The 20258-nt window shown below is 61.8% G+C and carries 10 protein-coding genes and 2 pseudogenes; 5 read left to right on the top strand and 7 right to left on the bottom strand.

Translation table 11 applies throughout. From position 1 onward, the window contains the following. Positions 1-473: 473 nt before the first annotated feature. Positions 474-1187: an HNH endonuclease family protein gene (locus tag GFS60_RS33525; protein WP_159928715.1), complete on the bottom strand. Its 714-nt coding sequence runs from the start codon at positions 1185-1187 to the stop codon at positions 474-476. Between the two features lie 905 nt (positions 1188-2092). Further along, entirely contained in the window at positions 2093-2266 is a 174-nt protein-coding gene (locus GFS60_RS40510) for a zinc finger domain-containing protein (protein WP_442972217.1), read from the bottom strand. A gap of 681 nt (positions 2267-2947) precedes the next feature. Here GFS60_RS40510 and mihF point away from each other — a divergent pair. Then, positions 2948-3265, top strand: a complete 318-nt coding sequence (gene mihF / locus GFS60_RS33520; protein WP_159928713.1) for an integration host factor, actinobacterial type — start codon at positions 2948-2950, stop codon at positions 3263-3265. 69 nt (positions 3266-3334) lie between these two features. On the opposite strand, the gene GFS60_RS33515 is transcribed toward mihF, so the two are convergent. Then, the gene (locus GFS60_RS33515; protein ID WP_159928711.1) at positions 3335-3676 is read right to left on the bottom strand and encodes a histone-like nucleoid-structuring protein Lsr2; all 342 of its coding nucleotides are present in this window, start codon (positions 3674-3676) and stop codon (positions 3335-3337) included. A 491-nt stretch (positions 3677-4167) separates the two neighbouring features. On the opposite strand from GFS60_RS33515, the pseudogene GFS60_RS33510 reads away from it, so the two are divergent. The 3 genes and pseudogenes from GFS60_RS33510 to GFS60_RS33500 form a co-directional block, all read left to right on the top strand. Beyond that, a pseudogene (locus GFS60_RS33510) lies at positions 4168-4638 on the top strand (helicase associated domain-containing protein); the annotation flags it as partial. 2630 nt (positions 4639-7268) lie between these two features. After that, the gene (locus GFS60_RS33505) at positions 7269-8189 is read left to right on the top strand and encodes a ParA family protein (RefSeq protein ID WP_109335692.1); all 921 of its coding nucleotides are present in this window, start codon (positions 7269-7271) and stop codon (positions 8187-8189) included. Then, the gene (locus GFS60_RS33500; RefSeq protein WP_159928709.1) at positions 8186-8905 is read left to right on the top strand and encodes a hypothetical protein; all 720 of its coding nucleotides are present in this window, start codon (positions 8186-8188) and stop codon (positions 8903-8905) included. Before GFS60_RS33505 ends, GFS60_RS33500 begins: the two co-directional genes overlap by 4 nt. A 644-nt stretch (positions 8906-9549) precedes the next feature. Here GFS60_RS33500 and GFS60_RS33490 read toward each other — a convergent pair. Both GFS60_RS33490 and GFS60_RS33485 read right to left on the bottom strand, forming a co-directional pair. Beyond that, positions 9550-10407 carry a ParA family protein gene (locus GFS60_RS33490; RefSeq protein ID WP_159928707.1) on the bottom strand — a complete coding sequence of 286 codons (858 nt, stop codon included), beginning with the start codon at positions 10405-10407 and terminating at the stop codon, positions 9550-9552. Positions 10408-10521: 114 nt separating this feature from the next. Next, entirely contained in the window at positions 10522-12135 is a 1614-nt protein-coding gene (locus GFS60_RS33485; RefSeq protein ID WP_236603633.1) for a ParB/RepB/Spo0J family partition protein, read from the bottom strand. Positions 12136-14410: 2275 nt separating this feature from the next. Between GFS60_RS33485 and GFS60_RS39535 the strand changes: the two are divergent. Next, a pseudogene (locus tag GFS60_RS39535) lies at positions 14411-14689 on the top strand (transcription initiation protein); the annotation flags it as partial. Between the two features lie 306 nt (positions 14690-14995). Here the strand turns inward: GFS60_RS39535 and GFS60_RS33480 are convergent. Further along, positions 14996-15742 carry a replication protein gene (locus GFS60_RS33480; RefSeq protein ID WP_236603632.1) on the bottom strand — a complete coding sequence of 249 codons (747 nt, stop codon included), beginning with the start codon at positions 15740-15742 and terminating at the stop codon, positions 14996-14998. Between the two features lie 965 nt (positions 15743-16707). Further along, a complete protein-coding gene (locus tag GFS60_RS33475; RefSeq protein ID WP_005262432.1) occupies positions 16708-16935 on the bottom strand; it encodes a hypothetical protein in 228 nt (75 codons plus the stop codon). Positions 16936-20258 lie beyond the last annotated feature (3323 nt).

Raw genomic sequence — 20258 nt, 5'->3', positions numbered from 1 at the left:
GCGCCGTGCATTCGGTGAGCATTCACGTGGCCAACATTGGTCCAATCGACCTGCACGGCCCGGAAAGCCACAGCGCACTCCGCATCGAACTCCTCCACTGAGCAACCCCATAGCCGCGAGGGGTGGGAAACGTCTTCTGTGAGGAGGATTCGGCCATGACTGTTCGTGGGCAGATGCCACAAGATGCGCCTGGACCAAGCGAGGCGCACCGTTCCAGTCGCCTTCGGCCCCTTCGATCTGCCGATGCACCGCGGATTGTCGATCAGGGGCGGTCAACCCGGTGTGAGGCTAGTTGCAAATTGCGCAGGACGTGAATCCGCTGTGTGAGCACCGTCGAGTAACGCGAATCCACCCTCCAGTGGCGGCTTCGTCGACATCCGGCGCGGAAAAGCCTCCGCGCCGCGTCGACCCGAATGGGTGACCATAGCGGAGTTGCCGTAAATGCATCCCCCTCGGCGCGATGACCTTCGTTCTCAGCAGGAGTGCAGGACCTGGCTCATCGCGTCCTTCTCTGCCTGCGTCACCCACAACCGGTACAGGGCCTTGACGTCGATCTGGCGCGAGACGTAGGTGCATCGGTAGCTCTTGTTCGGCGGCAACCAGGATGCGGTGTCGGAGTCGGACTTCTTCGAATTGGTGGGGCCGTCGACCGCCTGCAGGTTCCGTGGGTCGTTGGCCAGGTCGCGGCGCTGCTCCGGGCTGAGCTGCTGGGCGCCCTTCTGCCACGCATCGGACAGGGCGACGACGTGATCGATCTGCACCGCGGTGGAGGTGTCCTGGCCGCGGACAAAGGCGATGGTGGTGCCGGTGTAGGGGTCGTGCAGGGTGCCGGTCGCCACCACGCAGTCCCGGGTGCTGGTTTTGTAGGTCAGGTCGACCAGGTCGCGGCGCAGGATGTCGTTGCGGGTGTCGCACCCGTTGTGGCCGCCCTCGACGCCGTTGTCGTCGGACCACGAGGGGCCGAACTGCTCACGGGTGTACCCGGTCTTCGGGGCGCGGCCCTTGACCGCCAGGGTGTCGAGCTTCGCCAACGCCGGTGCCGCATCAAACCCCACCGACGGGACGGCCGGCGCGTCCCCGAGGGAGCCGGTTCCCGGGTTCGCATCAGCAAGGGCCGAGCACCCGGTCAAGCCGAGCGCGGTGACCGCACCGAGGGCGAGCAGAGCGGACCGGGGACGACGACGCATGTGGCAGTTCTCCTGTTACCTGTGGGACTGAAGTGGCACACAAGTATGACGTGCTCCACCGACAGCCCTTGTCGCCTGTCCGACGGAATGCCCACGTCACCCGAAACGTCACCACTGAGACCAATTGGCCAGCAAGCTCCCGACCACAATCGCCGAACCAGATATCCGCCCACCTTGCGCCAACCGAACAACGCAGTTCGCCACCCGCCACGCCAGCCTTCCCAATCGACTCACACCGGCATCGCCTGTCCGCCCGCTTCTTCAACATGCTTCTGACCTCGGACACAGAAATCGGCTCCCGGCTGGTGGAGAAGCGCCACGGTGGCGGATAATGGAACATATGTTCGAGAGCTGGCAGGCAGTGCACGACCCAAAGCCATGGCGCACCGTAGAACCACCCCGGCCGGTCACTGTCGACCTGGCTACCGCGATCGCGCACGGCGGCGGACGCCTCGCTCACGACCTCCCGTTGCGAGTCCGCGCCGACGGGCTCAATCTTGACGTCCAGGTTCCCGGCGTGCTGCACGCCTGGGCGCGTACATCCCGCGGAGCCTGGCTAGGTGCCTGCACATTTACGATTCCTACCGGCAACAAACTCGGCTCTTTGAAGGTCACGCAATGGTGCCCCGCAACGGCAATCACACCCCGGGAGCCGGACCGGCACAGATGAATCCAGCACTCCGCACCAGATCGCACAGTCGCTCCGCCACCACTCAGCAGCGATATGACCGGATGGGTTGGTCGGCGCCGGGGACGCGATGCAGCGAAGAGACGCATCCACCCAACGCCCGCATGAAAAGTGCTCAACCCAGCCGGACAGTCCAACGCGCGCTTCGCCGCCGACAGCGGCCGGCACACCCCACAAATCAAGCACACAGTCGCCGACATTAAGTGAATCGGTCTGACTACGAATCCGGCGGAGCATCCGGTCGTTGCTCTGCGTCAGGCCATTTCGCGAGCTTCACACGATACAGACACGGGATCTTCCGTTCATAGCCGTCTTTCGTGACACAGCGCTCCCCAACGCCCACACGACAATGCGGGCACGGAATGTGAACAACGAACTCGAATGGGTCCATCACTCACCTCCACCGACGCCACCTGATCACCCGCACCGACACCTGACATCGCGAATCATGCCGTACCCACCATGTACACACCACCCCGGCACCGTCGGGTATCCACGTCGGGCGCATCCGACCGCCGCATCGCACAGGAAGCCGCTCGACCGCGGCCACCACGAATCGCCTCAACGAAAACCACACGGCCGCGCCAACGTACCCACGAAGTGTCCCTCCGAGCTCTTCCGGCAGGAGGTGAGTGAGTGCAGCGTCGACTCGCCAGCTGACCAACGAGCAGAGATACCTGGCGTCAGCGTCTCGATAGCACCCAGATAGGAGGTGCCCGCCGTTTTACACTGTCTCGGCCACGAAGCCCCAATCAGTCGACACCAAGCTGTTCGACGCCCGCCCGGTTCACGTCCGCGCGAACAAGTACACAGTCAACGGCGCAACGCTTTTCAACCAACTTGATCCCGACCACAGTGCGTGATGACTTCCTGCGCATCTCACTCCCACTCGGAAGCGAAATTGCTTCAGGGCCATTGACTCCCCCGATCCGGCAATACCCTCCGACCCCCGAATCGACCACCAAAACTGTAGGACTCAAGCCGATCACTACCCACGCATGTCCGGGCCACCTGGCACTATGGCGAACAGCAGCCAGACGAACTGGCTGAGCGATGCAGCAAGGAGCACCACATGGCATTACCTGTATTAACTGCAGAACAACGCGCCGACGCGCTGGCGAAGGCAACCGAAGCCCGCAAAGCGCGTAGCGAACTCCTCTCAGCCGTGAAGGCTGGAAAGCTCACCGTGGCCGCGGTACTCGCCAAGGCCGAAACAGACGAAATCGTGAAGAAGACGAAGGTATCGGCATTGCTGAAGGCACTTCCCGGTGTCGGATCAGTGAAAGCCGCGAAACTCCTCGAGGAACTGTCGATCGCCGAGACCCGCCGGATCGGCGGACTCGGAGCGAACCAGCGCCAAGCACTCATCGAAGCTTCCACAGCTTCCTGATCGGACCGCAGCCTCCAGCCAAATCCGAATACCCTGGCTGGAGGCTGTGGCCGAGTACACGCACAAGTATCAGTGCGCTGCGTTGTACGCATCCTCGAGCTGGGCAGGGATGCGTCCCCGCGAGGACACTTCATACCCCTGGGCCGTTGCCCATTCCCGAATGTCCTTTGCCCGCTTTCGCCCATTCGATGGAGCCACTGCCGCAGTCGACCGACGCTTCCGCCCACCAACGCGAGTTGCATGCTCGATGTAGTAGTTGAGAGTGCTGTGGAACTCCTTGGCGTTCTTGGTCTTCAGATCAGTTTCGTAGTCGACACCGTTAACGGAAAACGCAATGGTTTCACCCTTGCCATTCTTGATCGGTGTCCCGTCGATGTCGTCGAGGCGTTCGACAACAATTTTGCGCGCCACAGTTCCACTCCTTCATCGTCGATTCCCGGCGAACACTACTGCGAAGTAAGGCGTACCTGCGAATCCGACAAGGCGATCGGGTCGGCATTGCAGCGAGTACGTTTTCGCTGCGGTATTTGCGCGCATCCAACCGAGACACGCGGCCACGTCAGCACCCCTTCGGGCTCAAATCCACCGAGCAGCCCAACGAAAGAACCTCTGCCGACGCTCACCCCAGGTCATCTATCAACTGCCGGTAGCCGGCCGAAACCAGCTATGCCCCCACCGCAACCCCGCATCCGGTAAGTGCTGAAGCCGTCCATGTCTACAGGCATCTTTCACTACGATTTGTGGCGATCTTGCAACTGCCGACGAGCCGAATGCCGCTCGCTACGCCGAATCCCTCGACCAGATTGCCGGGTCATGCATGACACGCGCTCAAAGCGATTGACATAATCGAAGCAGAGACTAACTACTTGACATGTCGGGTTTTCACAGAAGGACTGATCTCGATGCGAACTCAGCGGTCCGCAACCTCAGCAGTGGAGCTGTACTCGGCCTTCCGGCAACAACACCCCGGAACCGCGATACCCGAAGACTACGTCACGGAGTGTGGATTCAGGCTCGGTCGTTGGCAGTACCGTCAGCGCGTCGCTCGGATGCTCGGGACACTGCCTGCCCAGCGGATCCGCGAGCTCGATGCGATCGGATTCCTGTGGAGCGAAGACGACGCCCCTCTACCCGCCGTGACTCGTACCGACAGCAAGCGGCGTCGCATGCTCGCGGAGATTGCCGCCTACCGCGAGCAACACGGCGATGCACTCGTTCCCGCGAACTATGTGAACGACGACGGGGAACAGGTAGGTCAGTGGCTCTACCGGGCGGTGAAGAAGTGGCGAGCGGACCAACTGCCCGACGAGGAGCGCGGCCCACTCGCAGCACTTGGAGTCTCCCCCGGCCCGCGCCCCCGTGGACCAAGGACCAAGGACCGCGGCGTAACACCACCCGATTCACCAAGGAGACCGCCGATCCACAGAGAACGTGGAGACATCAACGACGATAATCCCAGCCACTCAATGTTGGCTCATCTTCCGAACGGAACTATCTCACTGTGTCCGGGCAACCTTCACACGAGGACCAGACACGCGGACTTCGAGAGTCCGGGTCAGACGAGATAGCGCCATCGGCACCGGGGAGGCGACACTCACGAGTATTCGAAACATACAACCGTATTGCGCAGCAGCGGCGCCCTCATGGAACACTCTGGGACGTCCGACCGCATCTGGAACTCGAACTCCGTCGAAGTCATTCCACGACCTCACACACGCACCCAGTCGTATCAAACGAGAAGACACTTCAAGGCCCATGCTAGCGCCGGCACGCCCCATACTGCGGCGTATAGCGCAGAACCGGAGGACCGACGTTGCCGTCCCTTCGAGTGACGCGGTACGCCGGGAGCGTACCGGTTCCGCAAGAACTGCACTGCTGCGAAGGAAGACCTGGCAGATGAATTCGCCCCGCAATGAACTGGCGGCGGCGGCCGGGCCCACACACCTGGACGACCGAACTCGCCAACGGTAGACGACGTCGAGTCAACGCCAGGGCCCGCATACGGGCGCGCAAATCGAGTGGTCCCCCGATGCGTGAACATGCTTGACCATGGCGTCACCAATCTGAACTCACACCACGCCGCCACGAACACGCAGATGGCCGTCTCGGCACTGAGCCACGTTGGCAACTGGAGGCGTAACCAGCTCCGATCCCCGAATGGTGCCACAGAACAGCCTGAACAGCGCGAGAACACGACGTTCTCCGCGGGCTTGACCCAGGTAGTCGCGTCCCGACGACTCACCTCGGGGGTCGCCAACACGAAGCGGATGCGCCCCGTTCGCTGGGGCCCCTGTCCCCCTGCGTACGTGACACGCGTTCACCCGAGCGTGCCGCATTGCCGGGCAGTCGCACTCCGGATAGACAGTGTCAATAGTCGATCGAGGCTATCCATCAGCCCAGAGTCCGGCCGGACGACGTCTCGACTGCCTGCTTCGGCCCTCCCCCGTAACCTCGCACTCGGAATCCAAGACGGTATGTGGATGGACATTCCGCCCTGAGCGTTGTGGCACGCAGCCATTGCGCCTCTCACTCATTCCCGCGGCGATCCGGCTGGTGCTCGCGGAACCTCAGTTCCCCGAGTCTCGCGTTGGCTCGTATATCAATTTCGGCCGACACCGCGACCGCCCCCACTCGAGAGGTGGCGCTGTCGCCACAGGCCTCCGTTCCGAAGCGTCGGCGCATCGCGATCGCTCAAACGGACATCATCAGCGGGTGCATCTCAGACCTGAAGGGTGTCCGCCGAAGCGGCGGCGCTTTACGGCGGTATTGCAATAGCGGCTTGGTCACGGTGATGCAGCGTGCATCACCGCAGGGCGTCCTCCCGCAAAGTATTCGCACCGAACGCCAACGTCCAAGCTGGGTGCCCGCGTGATGCACCGTGCATCACCCGCATCACCGCGCAGCAATGGCGACGCATCGCGCGTTCGATTGGTAATGCGCTCGAGCCTGCCGCGCTGACACCCAATCTGGCACCACTGGCGAGAAGAACAAGCTTTTCGACATTTCGTCAAGTGACGAAATCGCCTGTGGGTACTTTGATTGGCTGCGACCACTGATCGGTGGGCGATGTTAAGGTCCAGCGACGCAGAGAGGTCCGGGGGCTAGGCGCGCCTTGAAGGGGTATCGGCGCAAATGAACGCCACGCCTACTCAGGGTCACGTACGGCCTCATGTATGGCCTTAGGTATGGCCTTACATGCCACCGTTCATCTGGCCATGCGTCTAGAATTCGGCTAGCGAAAGAGGCCGCGCGCTCGCACGCCGATCCCCCGTCGTCGTAAGTGCTCGCACCATCTGCCCATACGCGCCGATGTGGCCCCTCCCCCATTCCGTGGAGAATGCCGGATTTCGTGGTTTTCCGCCTCTGCGTAGGGGATTCAGCACTCCTTGGACACCCCTCCTCCACTGAGGCCTCTGGGGCACCGGGAGTGTTGGCCCTTTTCGTCATGTTCCGGGAGTGCCGACTCGTATGACGATCTACCCCGTTTTCGACTGCGCTGCTCGTGCATTCATCTAGCGCGCGAGGCGGAGTCAGCGTCATAATCTCCCGCAAAAGCGGTCCAGTCTCTTGTTCCAGCACTGCAGAAAATGGCTCTGACATGTAGTTATCCTTGCGGCCTTACGTATGGCCTTAACTGCGTCCGTGTGTAACACCTGCGCGACGCCCGTAACTCGCACCGTGTACGCGGTCCTACTACTCCCCTTACTGATGACCTGCCGCAACGGCCATGTCAGCGACCAAACACTCGGCCTTCCTCAAGACCTTTGACATCGTCCTATCTACGACCATGTCGACGAGCTGCCGCACGATCTTGTACACGGCCTTTTCAGAGGCCATGGATTTGACCTGAATGCTGACCGGGTGTAATACCTAGACGAAGACCTTTTGATAGCTGCTGCTTCATGGCCATGATCCAGGTCCTTATCATGGGTTGTGAGAACGCCTTACCAATGGGGTGTGTCGGTGGCCGTCCACCCGGCCGCATCGCCGTAGCCTGCTAGGCATGTCGCCAACGCAGCCCCCGCGCAGTGTGCTTGTCGCAAATCAAAAAGGCGGTGTCGGTAAGAGTTCCATCGTCTCAGCCGTCGCAGGCATGGTGTCTGCTGCCGGCCGGCGGGTGCTCGTCGTCGACGCCGACCAGCAAGCGAACGTCACGTCCTCAGATCTCGGTGTCGAGGGGGATCGAGGGAAGGGGCTCAGCATGGCCCTTCAATACGCGCACCCGCTCGAACCGACGCGAGACGTCCGCCCGAACCTCGACCTCATTCCCGGTGGGCCGGCGCTCGCAGTCATCGGTGCCATCGCCGCCACAGCCGCTCAATCAGGGATGGACCTGAGGGGCAATCTCGTCTCCACCCTCATCGACTTGCAGGCAGCCGAGCAGTACGACCTGATCCTCATCGACTCCGGGCCAGGAGACGCCCCCCTCCTCGATGCCCTGCTGGGGACCGCTCGATACCTGCTCGTGCCGACCAAAGATGACGACGCCAGCTTGTCCGGTGTGGAACTCCTCGCAGCCCGCTACCTCCGGGCCCGCAAGAGCGGTTCACTCATCAAACTTCTCGGTGTTGTGCTGTTTGACGCGAATCCCCGCGCGACCGCCCGCAACCGCGAGGTATTCGAACAGGTAGAGGAGCTACTCGAAGGGAGCGGCGCCGCCCCGTTCGAAACATTCATTCGGTCTGATCGCGCAGCCGCGGTCGATCTCCGGATCCGGCACATCACGCCCTCGGAGCTGGTTGCAGTCGCAGAGGATCCACTGAAGAACCGGATTCAACGGCTACGCGAAAAGAAGAACATCGCGGAACGTTTGTGGTCCCGCGACCCTTCCGGACTCGCCAAGGACTACCAATCTCTCACCCGAGAGGTCCTCAGTCGGCTCTCTGCTGCGGAGAAGGACGAAGTCTCCGGGGGAGTGGCATGAGTGCACGACGCAGAAAGGCCGCATTCGATCCCGGTGCTCTCGGCGATCTCGATGACTTACTTCCCTCGCTGAGCATCGTCACCGAAACACCAGCGGACTCACCAGACCCGCAACCAGCGACCCCGCAAAACAGCAGAGAAGACGGCCCGATCCAGGTCGATGCGGAACCCACCGCTGAGGCGCCGCAACCGGCACCAGTCCCCGACGAAGAGTCGCCTGACACAGAAAGAGTCGAGCCAGAACCCGCCCTGCCTCAACCGGAGGCGGCAACACTGGTCGCTCCACCCCGCCGAAAAGCCAAACCCCGCAGCGACACCGCACCGACACGGGTCGCTCCACCCGAGGTGTATCTACCCCCGACCGTGTACACGGCACTGCGCGAACTGACCCTGAACGAGCGCCAACGCGACCGGGCGACCGCGCGCGCCTACGGCCAGGTCGTTCTGGACGCGGTCGAAAAGCACGCCCATGAACTTCAACGTCATTGGACTACCGAGCCTGTACAGACCGGCGGGGGCCTCTTCAAGAGGCGCGACGTCGGCACCCAGCCTCGGCGGCGCCGGCACAGCGAGATACAGGCACGCGTACCGCTCGCCGGAATCATCGCATCAGATACCGCCACGCTCGATGCGCTCGCCGAGGAATGGTCTGCAGGTAGCCGCAGCGCACTGGTCGAGCAAGCGTTGCGGCTGTATCTCGACGTCCGAGCGGACTAAGAACACCAACTGCGCCCTCGAAAGGCCAGAACGGTCGCTGCTGTCCCCGCCATCGTCGATACCGACGGCGACCCCTGCCGATACCGGGACGGACTAGTACCCGGGCCTCGATGGGGCCCAGTCCCTCTGTGCTGCCAGGTCAGCGTGCTCGGCACAGACTCGGCGAATTTTCAACGCCTCACCCCACCGTGTGTCGCGTAGCGCTCCCACTGACCTCCAACGACCGGCATGCCCAGGACAGACATCGAGACTTGCTTCAGCGCGGCGAAAATCCCTATGCAGGCAACACAGCCAGAAGCGGATCTACCTCCGTACGACGACGCACAGTCTTCAAATGTTCGTCACCACTCCTGGACCGCATCACAGCCCACGCTGCCTCACACAGCCTTGCCAGGCTCCAGAGGCTCGGCGTCAGGCTCGATCGCGCGACCATCGTTGTAGGTCTCCGCAATCACTCTCAGCTGCGCCGCGAACGCCTCCTGCGTGAACTGCATCAACGAGTACGACCGCCCAGTCTTACGCCGCACGAGCCGCACAGCAGCCCGAACGAGCGCGTGCAGATCATGGGGCACATTGACTGTGCTGGTCCCACGCGAAGGCCGCATATGCCGCCCAACATCGTTCACCACGGGTGGTCCCAGCCCCTACGCGACTGCCGCCCGTTGTCCGAACAGCCCCAGCTTCTGCATATGAGTCAGCGCGGCTCGATAGTCGGCGGTAACCGTCTTCGCCCGGTAACCGTAGATCGGCACAGGAACATAATTCGTGTAGGCCTCGTCCACGATGCTCGCACGACGGATCGGGGGCGTCACCCTGTCCCCATATTCGCTGAGCAGATCCTCCATCTGCTCACGGTAGACATCGCCGATCGGCGGGACTGCGCAGGGAACGATAGACAGCAGCGGCACGTCCACTCGGTACGTCCGCTTGATCTTCCGCAGTTCCTGCTCCAACGCCGGGATGCCCTCGTTCTCCTTACCGGAAGGCTTCGTGCACGTGATCAGACCCCACGAACCGTACGGACTTTCCTCATCGACCATCGTGGCGAGAATCCCAGCAATCACCAAAACGTTCAGAGAACCGGGGGAGTCAATCAAGGTGACGTCGACTGGATCCGCTTCCTCCAGAGCGTCACGCAGATGAAGCACACCACCCGTCACGGCAGGCAACTCCACGATCAGCTTGTCGAGTGTGTCGCGTGCGGCGGGCACGATTGTGAGGTTCGGGATCTCCTCGTAGACGGGCCGGTCGCTTTCGTCGTACCCCCGCAGCACCCGTGCCGGGCGCTCAACTTCCTTGATGGAGGCTTGGCGCCGCAGGACGTCGGCGGCGGTCTTACCGGAGGCCTCTGGATATCCGAGCCACGTACTCGCGTTTGCCTGACTGTCCATGTCGATGACTCGCACGCGGTATCCGTCTTGAGCAAGCAGAGTGGCGGTCGAGGTGACCGTGGTCGTTTTGCCAGCACTGCCTGACAGTGTTGCTACTGCATAGGTAGCCACGGGAACTCCTTGAAGTTAAGTATCGTGATTTGGCTGAGTCCACTCCCGGGTGATGCACCGTGCATCACCCGGGTGAGGCAATACGAATCGGTGATGCACCGTGCATCACCCCGATCAATCGGCGACACGCAATGCCCGGCGTGCAGCATCGATGCGAGCTTCCTCCCACGCTGTCGGTCTGTAGCCGGCGCGCTCGGCCAGCAGATCCAAGTACGTCAGGTCCGACGGTCCCCACTCCTCCGAGCCGTTGGACGCCGCAAGTTCATATCCCGCGACCGCACAGGCCCAAGCGATCTCAATGCGACGCTTCTCGTCACCGTTCCGGGCGCTCATTCTGAATTCGGTCGCGTCGAGACCTTCGAGTCTCAGATACTCCTGTGCCAGTCGCCACCCCTCCGCACTCGTAGCCAGAGCGGAGACACCGTAGGCGTACTGGTCGATGAAATGGGTCACCAGCTTCTCCCGCGAAGGAACGGAAGCCACGAGCTTCTTGCCCGCTTCTCGACGCGCCTTCTGAGCTGCCGCCCGAGCTTCCGCCGCTAACGTCGCAGCCGATTCGCTAGCATCCTCAGTCTCGCCAATCGGCTTGTCAACTGCATAGAACACCAGCGTTCCCTGGCTGGAATCGATCGCGCCGACAACGTTCGCGCTCGCGAGATCGAGATCGGAGACTTCAAACAATCGATGCTCATGAAAGCTGTCGCCAAATCGCTCGCGTGGATCCACGATCTCGAGGCCCGCGGCCAATGCCTGCTCCCGAGACTTCCTCTCGGTCAACACACGTTCAGCGGCACGAGTCGGACTCATTTCCCGATCAGACATCAGCGCGAACGCCGCAAGTTGCTCGGCCCGACGAGCATCCGTGCCCTGAGCCGGATCGGCCTTCTTCTGCCAACTCCGCACCGGCCCGTAGGGCAGCGCCCCCGCCAGAGCGGCACCTTCGGCGCTAGGAATGACGTCCTCTGCAATCGCTGCTTGAACCTCGGGGACGAGCAGCAGCAGCGAAAGCCGCCGCGATACCGTTGCCTGGTCGACACCGAGCTTCTCGGCGATGGCGCGCTGCGACAACCCCAACTCGGAATACCGAGCGAACATCTGGGCTTCCGCGATCTCGGAAAGATCCTGGCGTCCAAGATTCTCGAGCGTCATGGCATCAAGGTCGCCATGATCATCCATCACGGCGTCATCGATCACCGCAGGAATCGTTGCCAAGCCGGCCGCAATAGCGGCCGCACGGCGACGGTGCCCGTAGATGACGACATACTCGGCGTCGTCACCGATAGCGTTAGCGAGGTCAGGCCGTTTCGCAAGGAACCCCTTGCGAGTCACTAGGAGTCCGGGGACCTTAATGCCGTTGGCCCTAGCCCCATTGACCAGCTCGTCCCACTTCGGATCGCCGACCTGAGGCTCGGACCTGCCTGGGTCATTGAACGGATGAGGAACGGTCTGGTGCACCGGAACTTGCACCACGGTTTGACCATCAGCCGCCGCCAATCCGGCGAGCGCGGCGGTAATGCCGCCAGAATTTGCATCACCATTCACTGGCGTAGTTACATCAGAGGACGCTGCGGCCGCCAGTTCCTCGCTATCTTCGCCACCAGCGAACTTGCGGAATCGACTCGCGGTCTTCCTGCCTGCCGGTTTACGCGCGGTAGGCTTCGGCTTGGTCGAGGCCGGACCTGTCGACTGAGTGGTGGCCACCATTTCGGATGTCACTCCGGCGTTCATCGCCCTCCATTCTGTACGCATGCTTTGCATGTATTTAGAAGGAGCGTAATGGGCGGGGGCGCCTTCGCCTGAGACCTCCGGCGGCGTGTCGCACTCTGGGTGATGCACCGTGCATCACCAGAAGCGATTCCTCGCACGTGTAGTGACACCGAACGTAAAAGTCCGCGCTGGAAGCTGCGGTGATGCACCGTGCATCACCGCGGTGCGGGCGGTCAAGTCGAGCTACGCGCCCTATCGAGCGGGACTCGCACCTTCCGTGAGCGCATCGGTGATGCACGCTGCATCACCGATGAACTAGCACCGCCCGGTCTGAAGGCGATGGTATCCGCCGGACCGAAGCTCTGCCTCTCCGAGCGACCCGGTCTCCGCGATGCACTCGACATGGTCCACCACCCACGTCTAGCAAGTCCGAGCCGACAGCCCCAGGGTGATGCAGCGTGCATCACCCGGCCTGTCCCCGGAAGGCGAGGCACCTTCTGCCGGCGGGATCCGGTCGGCCACCCTGCATGCGGCATGTGTGGTCTTGCGGCGCGGCGATCGGGGCCGGTAGGCGCTATGTCCGTCCTCTTCAGATTCGACATCCATCCCGATCGGTGCAAGTTGAGCTCCTCGATCTGGCCGTTGGAGTTCATCTCGTCGATGCCACCACCCGGTCGCACTTCGGTGATGCACGATGCATCACCGGACGCGATTCCTCGGGAATGTAGTCACGCCGAGAGTAAAAGGCCGAATTGGGATCGGAGGTGATGCACCGTGCATCACCGATGAGATTGCGGCATCCGGCCTGAAGGTCGCGTGCCGCCGGGCCGAAATGCTGCTTCTCCGAGTGGGCCGATTCCCGCGATCGACTCACCGGCTGCCCGCCCGGCATCGGCTTCCGAGACACTTCCCAGTCCACCGGGTCGGACGGACTGACGCACCAGATCCGTCTGTTCGCGGACAGGCCAAGGAGATTGCCGATTTCACCACATGGGCTAAAGGCACCGTTGCTGACGCTTTCCGGCTAGGTCCTCCGCCGTACGGCAGCTTTGGTGATGCACCGTGCATCACCCGGGCTGTCTCGCTCGAATACTCGACACGCAAGCGAGTTCGATCCGATTCCCGGCACCCCGGCGAACGCGTCAGGGATTGCATCCCTGCACGCTCTGTGAGCGCATCGGTGATGCACGCTGCATCACCGATGGGCTAGCACTACCCGGTCTGAAGGTCGTCGTGTCCGCCGGACCGAAACTCTGCTTCTCTGAGCGGTCCGGTTTCTGCGATCCACTCGAGTGCACCTCCCGGTGATGCACCGTGTATCACCTGGGCTGTCGCCGGAAGGCGACGCACCTCCTGCCGACGGGATCCGGTACGGCCACCCTGCATGCGGCATGCGGAGCCTTTCGCCTCGAAACGAGCGTCGGATTCGACGTCCGTACCGATCGGCAAAGTAGAGCCCCTGCATCTGGCCGTGGTTGCTCGCCTCGTCGAGGCACTGCCCGACCGGATCCTGGGTGATGCACGGTGCGTCACCGAGTGCGTCGGCCCCGCCGACTGAGACGAAGGCTCAAGATCGCGGTCGGTCCGACGCGGTACAAATACAACACCGTCCGGGAATTGGCGGCCGCCATCAGTGTTTCCGGTCGAGTCGAGCGTGACGAATCCGCTTCCATTGAGGTCATCCGCCGCTCCCGACAAGCTCATCGTTCACCCACCGGTCGGAAGACTCGCTCAAGAGTGCCCCGTTCTAATTCGATGATGCCGCCGGATCAGGCGCAGGAGCCACATTTCGGTGGCGGGTAGGGGGCAGTGCGAGCACCTCGGACGACCACGGTGGGATTCGAAAGTCGCACCTACGACTCGGCGGGAGCGTCGGGCACGCGCGTTCCACTAAACCGCTGGAACCGTTCAATCGCCGTGGCTCTCCGTTGTCAGGCACTCTTCTCAGTGCGCAATCCTCCGCGAGAGGCCGCATGTCCACACGCATGGCTCGACACGAAGGCGTCCGTCGCAACAGGCAACAACTGAATGTTCCGCTGGGGGAGTGGGCACAATCTAGAGCGGGGAAACGAATAGGGACGGCAGACAAGACACAGCAAGGGTGCGTGGATCACGTGCCAGACCGCCACGGTGCCGTGTACGCGGTGGACGCCTTGAGAGGGCTAGTTCCGCTCGTTGGGCGAGCGAGCCTTGTCTGGACCGCGCCCGTATCGGCGAGCACGGTCCGATCTCACAAACGGGGGAGGAGTCGGGGCGCCGTTGAAGTTCTTAATCGCGTTCCCGAACAAAGTCTCTCGCAGTCTCGGATGCATCGGATGCGGTGGTGTGGGAGGCGAAGGCCGCCGGCGTCTGGGTGTTCGGCGGTGGAATAGACGAGAGTGTTCCCCCTGTCCTGGTTGATGAGGATGAGACGGTGCCAAAGAGGGCCCTTACTCGCAGAGGAAACCGCTCGAAGGTGGCCACACGGACCAGCGTCGCCGTCCTTCGAGGCCGCACGGGAACGGGCTGCGAAGATTTGCGTCCCCTGCCGGTCCCGCAGGAGGTGCGCGCTTTCCAGTTCGATCCTGCCAACTGACGGGGCCCCGCCACGCGCAATGCGATCGGTTCGCCCGCTCGGGCACCCGCTCAAGACTTCCAGGGCCGGTCTAACACTCGCCACACTGAGAGGCGCGCCATAGGCCGCGGGTCAATGTGCTCTCACGCCTCGCCTGTCCGCGCCCGGAATCGACCCCGACGCATCATCTGAAGAGGGGGTTCGGGTGACAGCGATGCCGCGGCTCGCCACTCCCTGAGGACTCGCGCCGCGTCGTCACTCTCCCTCTCCATCACCATGCGAGTAATGGGTGGGGATAAGACTTCAGCAGGCATATCGGCAACACATTCAGATTCCCGTATCGGCCTTCCGTCGCTTGAGAAGCCCCGACGCGAACGCCTCCCGACACCGCTGACGATGATCTGGGGCTGCAATCGGACGGTCGCCGCGGCTGAGGCGTGCATCGCGGTCAGCAATGCGCTGACGGGCCTCCTGGGCGGCTTTTTGGGCCATCTCAGATGGTGAGGGCCGGTTCCAATCGATCTGAGTCAATCGCCAACGGAGGTAGCCAACGGGCCGCTCGATGCGTTCGGGCCAGATCCAGCCTCGTTGCTGGGTGTCACGCGTGAGTTCGGCGGCGATGTCCCGCCCACGCCACCGATTCACATCGACGCCAACACTCGCAAGAACATCGCAAATCGCACCGATGTGTCCAGCCGATTCGAACGCTGGCGCATAAGAGACCAGCTCAGCGGCGGTGCGCTGCAAGTCGATCGGTCGCGGCTGCTGCGCCAGGGTCTTCGGATTTCTTGAATGCTTGCCCGCGCGCGTCTGCGCGCGTTTTGGTGATAACTCTCTAACAAGAGATAAGAACTTAAATCCCCTGGAAGGGGATAGGGGGCCACGAACGCCCAGCTGTGGATAACGCGAGCGAGCAGCCTCCTTCGACCGCCGGACCGTCTTGGACAGCGACTTCACCGCGCGCCTAGCAGCGATGACCAGCGACTTCGGCGACGTCAGTGCCCAAACAGAGGCCGCGCGACGTTGAATTCGCCCATGGTGTGATTCAGCAGCGTGCGATTCGTCAGCCGTCAAATACCTTCCTCGCACCATCTCGCGGGCGACGGAGAATGTTTGGAGTGCCCTTCGGGCGCGTTTCACTACCGACACGCTGACTCCGCTGCGGTGGGCGATCTTGTCCCTCGAGGCGCATACCCGACGGCCCGTCGACCGCTCTGCGAACGAGGCCATCGTCACAGCCACGGCAAACACGAACTCTGTGCTGACCCTGAATCGGCGGCAAACCTCACGCCCGGTCGAGGAGTTCAGCATCTCGCGGACCTGGTGCTGCCAGGCCGCACGCCCGGTCCACGCCGGCGTCGATGCCTGGCGGCCAGGGTCAACGGGCAGTGACCAGGAGCGGCCCCGCTGCTGGCTTTCCGCGTTAAGCCGCTCGACTTGATTAACCCGTTCGACAGCGGCGGAGACGAGTGCGTTCCATTCGATGTCAATGGGCGAGGGTGACTCACTGACAGGGGCAATCCGAACAGAGTTGACGGAAATTGCGACCGCAGAGGTCGCAGAATTGGGGTGCATGACGCGCCTTTCACGCACCCTTAACCAGGTTGTTGCCGTGAGTCGCTGGCATCAGCAGCGGGACATGGCTTACCCTGGCAAGAGCGCACGGTATCGACACGACTGCTCGCGGGACTGCCAATCACAGGAGCGGTCGTGTTGGAACGGCCAAATATGAGCGGTGGGTCTCATCCGGACAGGGTGGGACCCACCGACGTTTTCGCTAGTGGAAGAGGCACCCCCTCACGGCGTGCATGATCGCCGGAAGAGCCGGCGGCAAAGTGTCTGCGTCCACGGAATTCCCACGTCGACGCTGAGATGAGACGTCACGAACACCAATATCACGTCGTGTCGCGTGCGCACGACGAATCGCGCGTTCTATACTCATAGAAGGCAGACCTCCTCCATTGCGTGGCGGTTTGTACGACGAGCGGAACCCCCGGAGCTGGCGAGCGAAGGGGGGTTTCGCCTTTTCTGGGCTCTGTTCAGCCCGTCATCGGCAACTCTTCCTGTCTGGCCTGCGCCGGAATCGCTGGCTCGTTCTCAAGTGCCAGCTGAACGAGCGCGATCATTCGATCGGTGATTGTCTTAACCCGACCATCGTCAACCGGTGCGAGAATCCGGTCGGCGATCTCCGCGGGAAACTCAACCCCGATATGGCGAACGGCGACGTCGCGGGCTGGGCGCCCGCCCCGACTTTTCCGAGTTGTCATGCCTTAAATCCTGCTCTTTCGGTTTAACTAAACCGCGCAGCGACACGCCGAGTTAAATAAAACCCGAAAATGACGCGCGGAAGCCTCTCCGGGCGTGAATCTGGCTCCGAATCGTATGCGATCGGCACACCTACCCAAGACAGAAATATTTGATCAAATAGCTTTGCGACTAGGTAGGTAATCACACCACCCTTGAAACGTCACGTGATGAAAGAATGTAGGTGATACATCGAGTTACACACGACTTTACGCGGGCCGCCAACAACAAATGATGGGGAACGACGTAAGTAAAGTCCGCCGTGAAATCACCGGCGAATCCCCAGTCGACCAACCATCACACGCGCAATCTGCAGCTGAGCCATGTTGAAGGAATCGAGCGGCCTTTCTCGGCGTATAGGCCGGAGCGCATTGTTCGATGTAAATCGGGCCGGCGACGAATCGGCGGAACATTCGGGCAGGAACCACGGACGGATGCATCCAAGGAGACGGGGTGCCAACGAAACGGTCGATCGCGCCAAACCTCCATTTAGCACGGTGCCGATGACACCCGAGTGGCTGGCTGCTGGCATGCGTAAGGATCTATTAATACTGAAAACAATTGGAAAGCGCGCGCAACGACCGCTGCAATTTGGAGGGAAACTCTTCCAGCTTTGCGATCGTGTCGGCTATGACTTTTTGACGGCTTACGCTTCGTCGTCGAGGCCGGGCTGACTCTCGACCTTCGTGCCCCGGTAGAGCCTCGAGGTCGCGTTGCAACGTAATCCCTGTCGGCATGACAATCCGAAGGTACTAGACAGAAGATTCCGCGATGCCCGGCGGTCGCTGACCTTTACTCACCATCCTGACCGAGGTCGAAGCGGTCCTCGCGAACAAGCCGAGACGACTCTGTAATTGCGCTAACAGGTCGGGTGCTGCGAAGAAGGGCATAGCTGGCGACTGGCGAGCTTTCGTGCAGGACGCACGAGTTGATACTGCGTCCTGCAGAACGATCAAGAAACGACTGGGATTCACGCCGACCGCACCGTAGTTCGCGGCGACCGGTGTGGGATGCACACTCTTGAATCCCACGGCGAAGAGTGATGCGTCATCGCCGACGAACTATCGCCGCAGGGAGACGCCCGTTCCTTAGCTAACGGGAGGGAGTCGAGTTTTTTTTTGGGGAGGGGGGGGAATGTGGAAACGGCGCGAAGACTGTTCGCGGCATTCGAGTCGGATGGGTAGTCCAAAATAATATGCGTCGGCGCGACTCCCAAAGCCGGATGAACATGAGCTTCGCGATGAGGTGGACCGGTCAATGGCCCCATCATGGCGCTCTTAAATCCAAGAGAAGAGCGCCATCTCCCTCGATCGGTGAGGTCGACGGAACGGGTCGATCCCATACCGGGAGATAGGTCACCGTGATGCATGGTGCGTCACCTGTGCGCGTGGTGATGCACGCTGCATCACCCGGTGGGTCGGTGATGCATGGTGCATCACCGCATGATGGTCGATCGTGCACGTTGTCGAGTTATGGACTCTGGAATGGAAAAGAATGAGCTGTTGTCGATTCCGGGTAAACGGCCACGGCAGATCGGGTGCGCGTAAAGGATCCAGATCCGGCAAGTGGCAGTACGAATAGGACTAGAGACAATGGGCCGCTTCGAGTTGCGGTCCGATGAATTCGGTGTCGCGCGAGACGCCGCCCGTACTCATGGCGAGGTGCACCGTGTCCTTGCGGGCTGCGCGGTGCTCCTCCGGGCGGCCTGACCCGCCCTCCGTGGGCGGTGCCGGCGACGAGTGCGTGCGCAGCTTCGGGCTCTTTCCCGCACTCCGCCCGGAGATGGGAGGTCGACGCAATGCGGAGGGAATCTTGGTAAGGCTGAGGGGAAACCGTTGATGGTTGTCCAGGATCATCCCGCCCTTTTGGCCACGCCACCGGTGGCTAGGGGGTTGGCGGGGGAAGTTCGCCGCTGAGCGACCTGAGGAATCGCCGTATTCACTAGCGGTGTCGGCTTGCTTGGGGATGAGTGAAACCATACGCAGGTTGACCCAACAGAATGCACCATGCCAATGGTCTTTGGCTCGGGCGAGCGATGGCCAGGGCGTCACCACTGCGACACAGGAGGCCCGCCGTAAGAAAACGGCGGCGGTCTGCAACGAGGGCATGGACTTTAGCCGGTCTTCGTCACGTGACGAGTCCGACCGTGAGTGGTACGGCGGTCCACCGGGCGCGACTAGAAGCGGTTCCCGATACTTCGAAGCGGCGGGGGTGACCTGCGCCAGACAGGCTCGAGATGTCTACCTCCCCATGCTTTGCGACGCCTTCACCCCCTACCCGAGTGACTGCCACGCAGTGATGCACGGTGCATCACGCGGTAGACGGGTGATGCACGGTGCATCACCCTGATGCTGCGGGAAAGTTTGAGCGTCTGCGAAATCTGAGGGTCAAGATTCCAGAACAGGGTTGGCCATAGTGAGAGTTCATATGTCGCCCTGGCGAACTGTGGCAATCGCTAAAACTTCATAACTAACCTGCGATGTGATGTGGCCTCCGCCCACATCGACTCATGAAGGTAGTGCAACGACGTCCAGGGTGGGGGAGCGGTGCATGTCTCCGGAAATGGTTCTATAAACACGGGAAGCCATGTTCGACGACACTCCCGGGGGCGACGGTGCCGTAAGAGTAAATTTGTTCCCTTGCAATGAAATCCGACCGCCGTTTGACCTTGGAGCACTCGTCAATATCGCGGTGAGAACAGGGCTGAATGAATCCTCAAGTGCTGGAAAGGGTTACAACACCACGAACTCGAAACGGGAGGTTTTCACTGCTTCGTGAGGCCGCCGAATGAGGCTCTGCCGCCAACGCTGAGCACGCGGAACCCCGCCGGAGCTGGCGGACGGCGGGGCCGCGACACCGGCAGTTCGAGAATCGGTGATGCAGCGCGAAGCGTGACAGCTGAACAAAAATTCAACTCACGGGTTGCGGCACCGCCGTCCTGCGCATCGGATCAGCCGGTGCGAAACAGATCGTATGACGCTAACAACGTCCATCCCAAGAGTGTGTCGTACGCCACGCACGTTTCCGGTAGTGGTCGATCTCGGTTGGGTGCTGCTGTCGACCACTACGATCTGTTCGGGCTGTGCCAAGCGAGCGGATTGAGAGCGAAAAACGGGTCGCATGAGATGCTTCCGGGAATGCGGAAGCTGCTGACCCGCTCCCGTAGCATGTCAAATTCGTGGTCGCGTCTTTATTGGCGCGGATGATGACCGGGATCGAATGTTGTTGGCGGTCAGAGGCACTGGATGCAACTTGGCGGTGTGCATTGATGAGCATGGCCTGATCG

Source organism: Rhodococcus sp. WAY2, from assembly GCF_009859915.1.
Classification (GTDB): Bacteria; Actinomycetota; Actinomycetes; order Mycobacteriales; family Mycobacteriaceae; genus Rhodococcus_F; species Rhodococcus_F oxybenzonivorans.
Note: the sequence above shows the minus strand (reverse complement) of the source record. Positions and strands in the feature narration are given on the sequence as shown.

What these genes read in the sequence shown, in the direction of transcription:
- GFS60_RS33525 (WP_159928715.1), bottom strand. Translation starts at nt 1,187, where the DNA reads ATGCGTCGTCGTCCCCGGTCCGCTCTGCTCGCCCTCGGTGCGGTCACC.
- GFS60_RS40510 (WP_442972217.1), bottom strand. Translation starts at nt 2,266, where the DNA reads ATGGACCCATTCGAGTTCGTTGTTCACATTCCGTGCCCGCATTGTCGT.
- mihF (WP_159928713.1), top strand. Translation starts at nt 2,948, where the DNA reads ATGGCATTACCTGTATTAACTGCAGAACAACGCGCCGACGCGCTGGCG.
- GFS60_RS33505 (WP_109335692.1), top strand. Translation starts at nt 7,269, where the DNA reads ATGTCGCCAACGCAGCCCCCGCGCAGTGTGCTTGTCGCAAATCAAAAA.
- GFS60_RS33500 (WP_159928709.1), top strand. Translation starts at nt 8,186, where the DNA reads ATGAGTGCACGACGCAGAAAGGCCGCATTCGATCCCGGTGCTCTCGGC.
- GFS60_RS33485 (WP_236603633.1), bottom strand. Translation starts at nt 12,135, where the DNA reads ATGAACGCCGGAGTGACATCCGAAATGGTGGCCACCACTCAGTCGACA.
- GFS60_RS33475 (WP_005262432.1), bottom strand. Translation starts at nt 16,935, where the DNA reads ATGACAACTCGGAAAAGTCGGGGCGGGCGCCCAGCCCGCGACGTCGCC.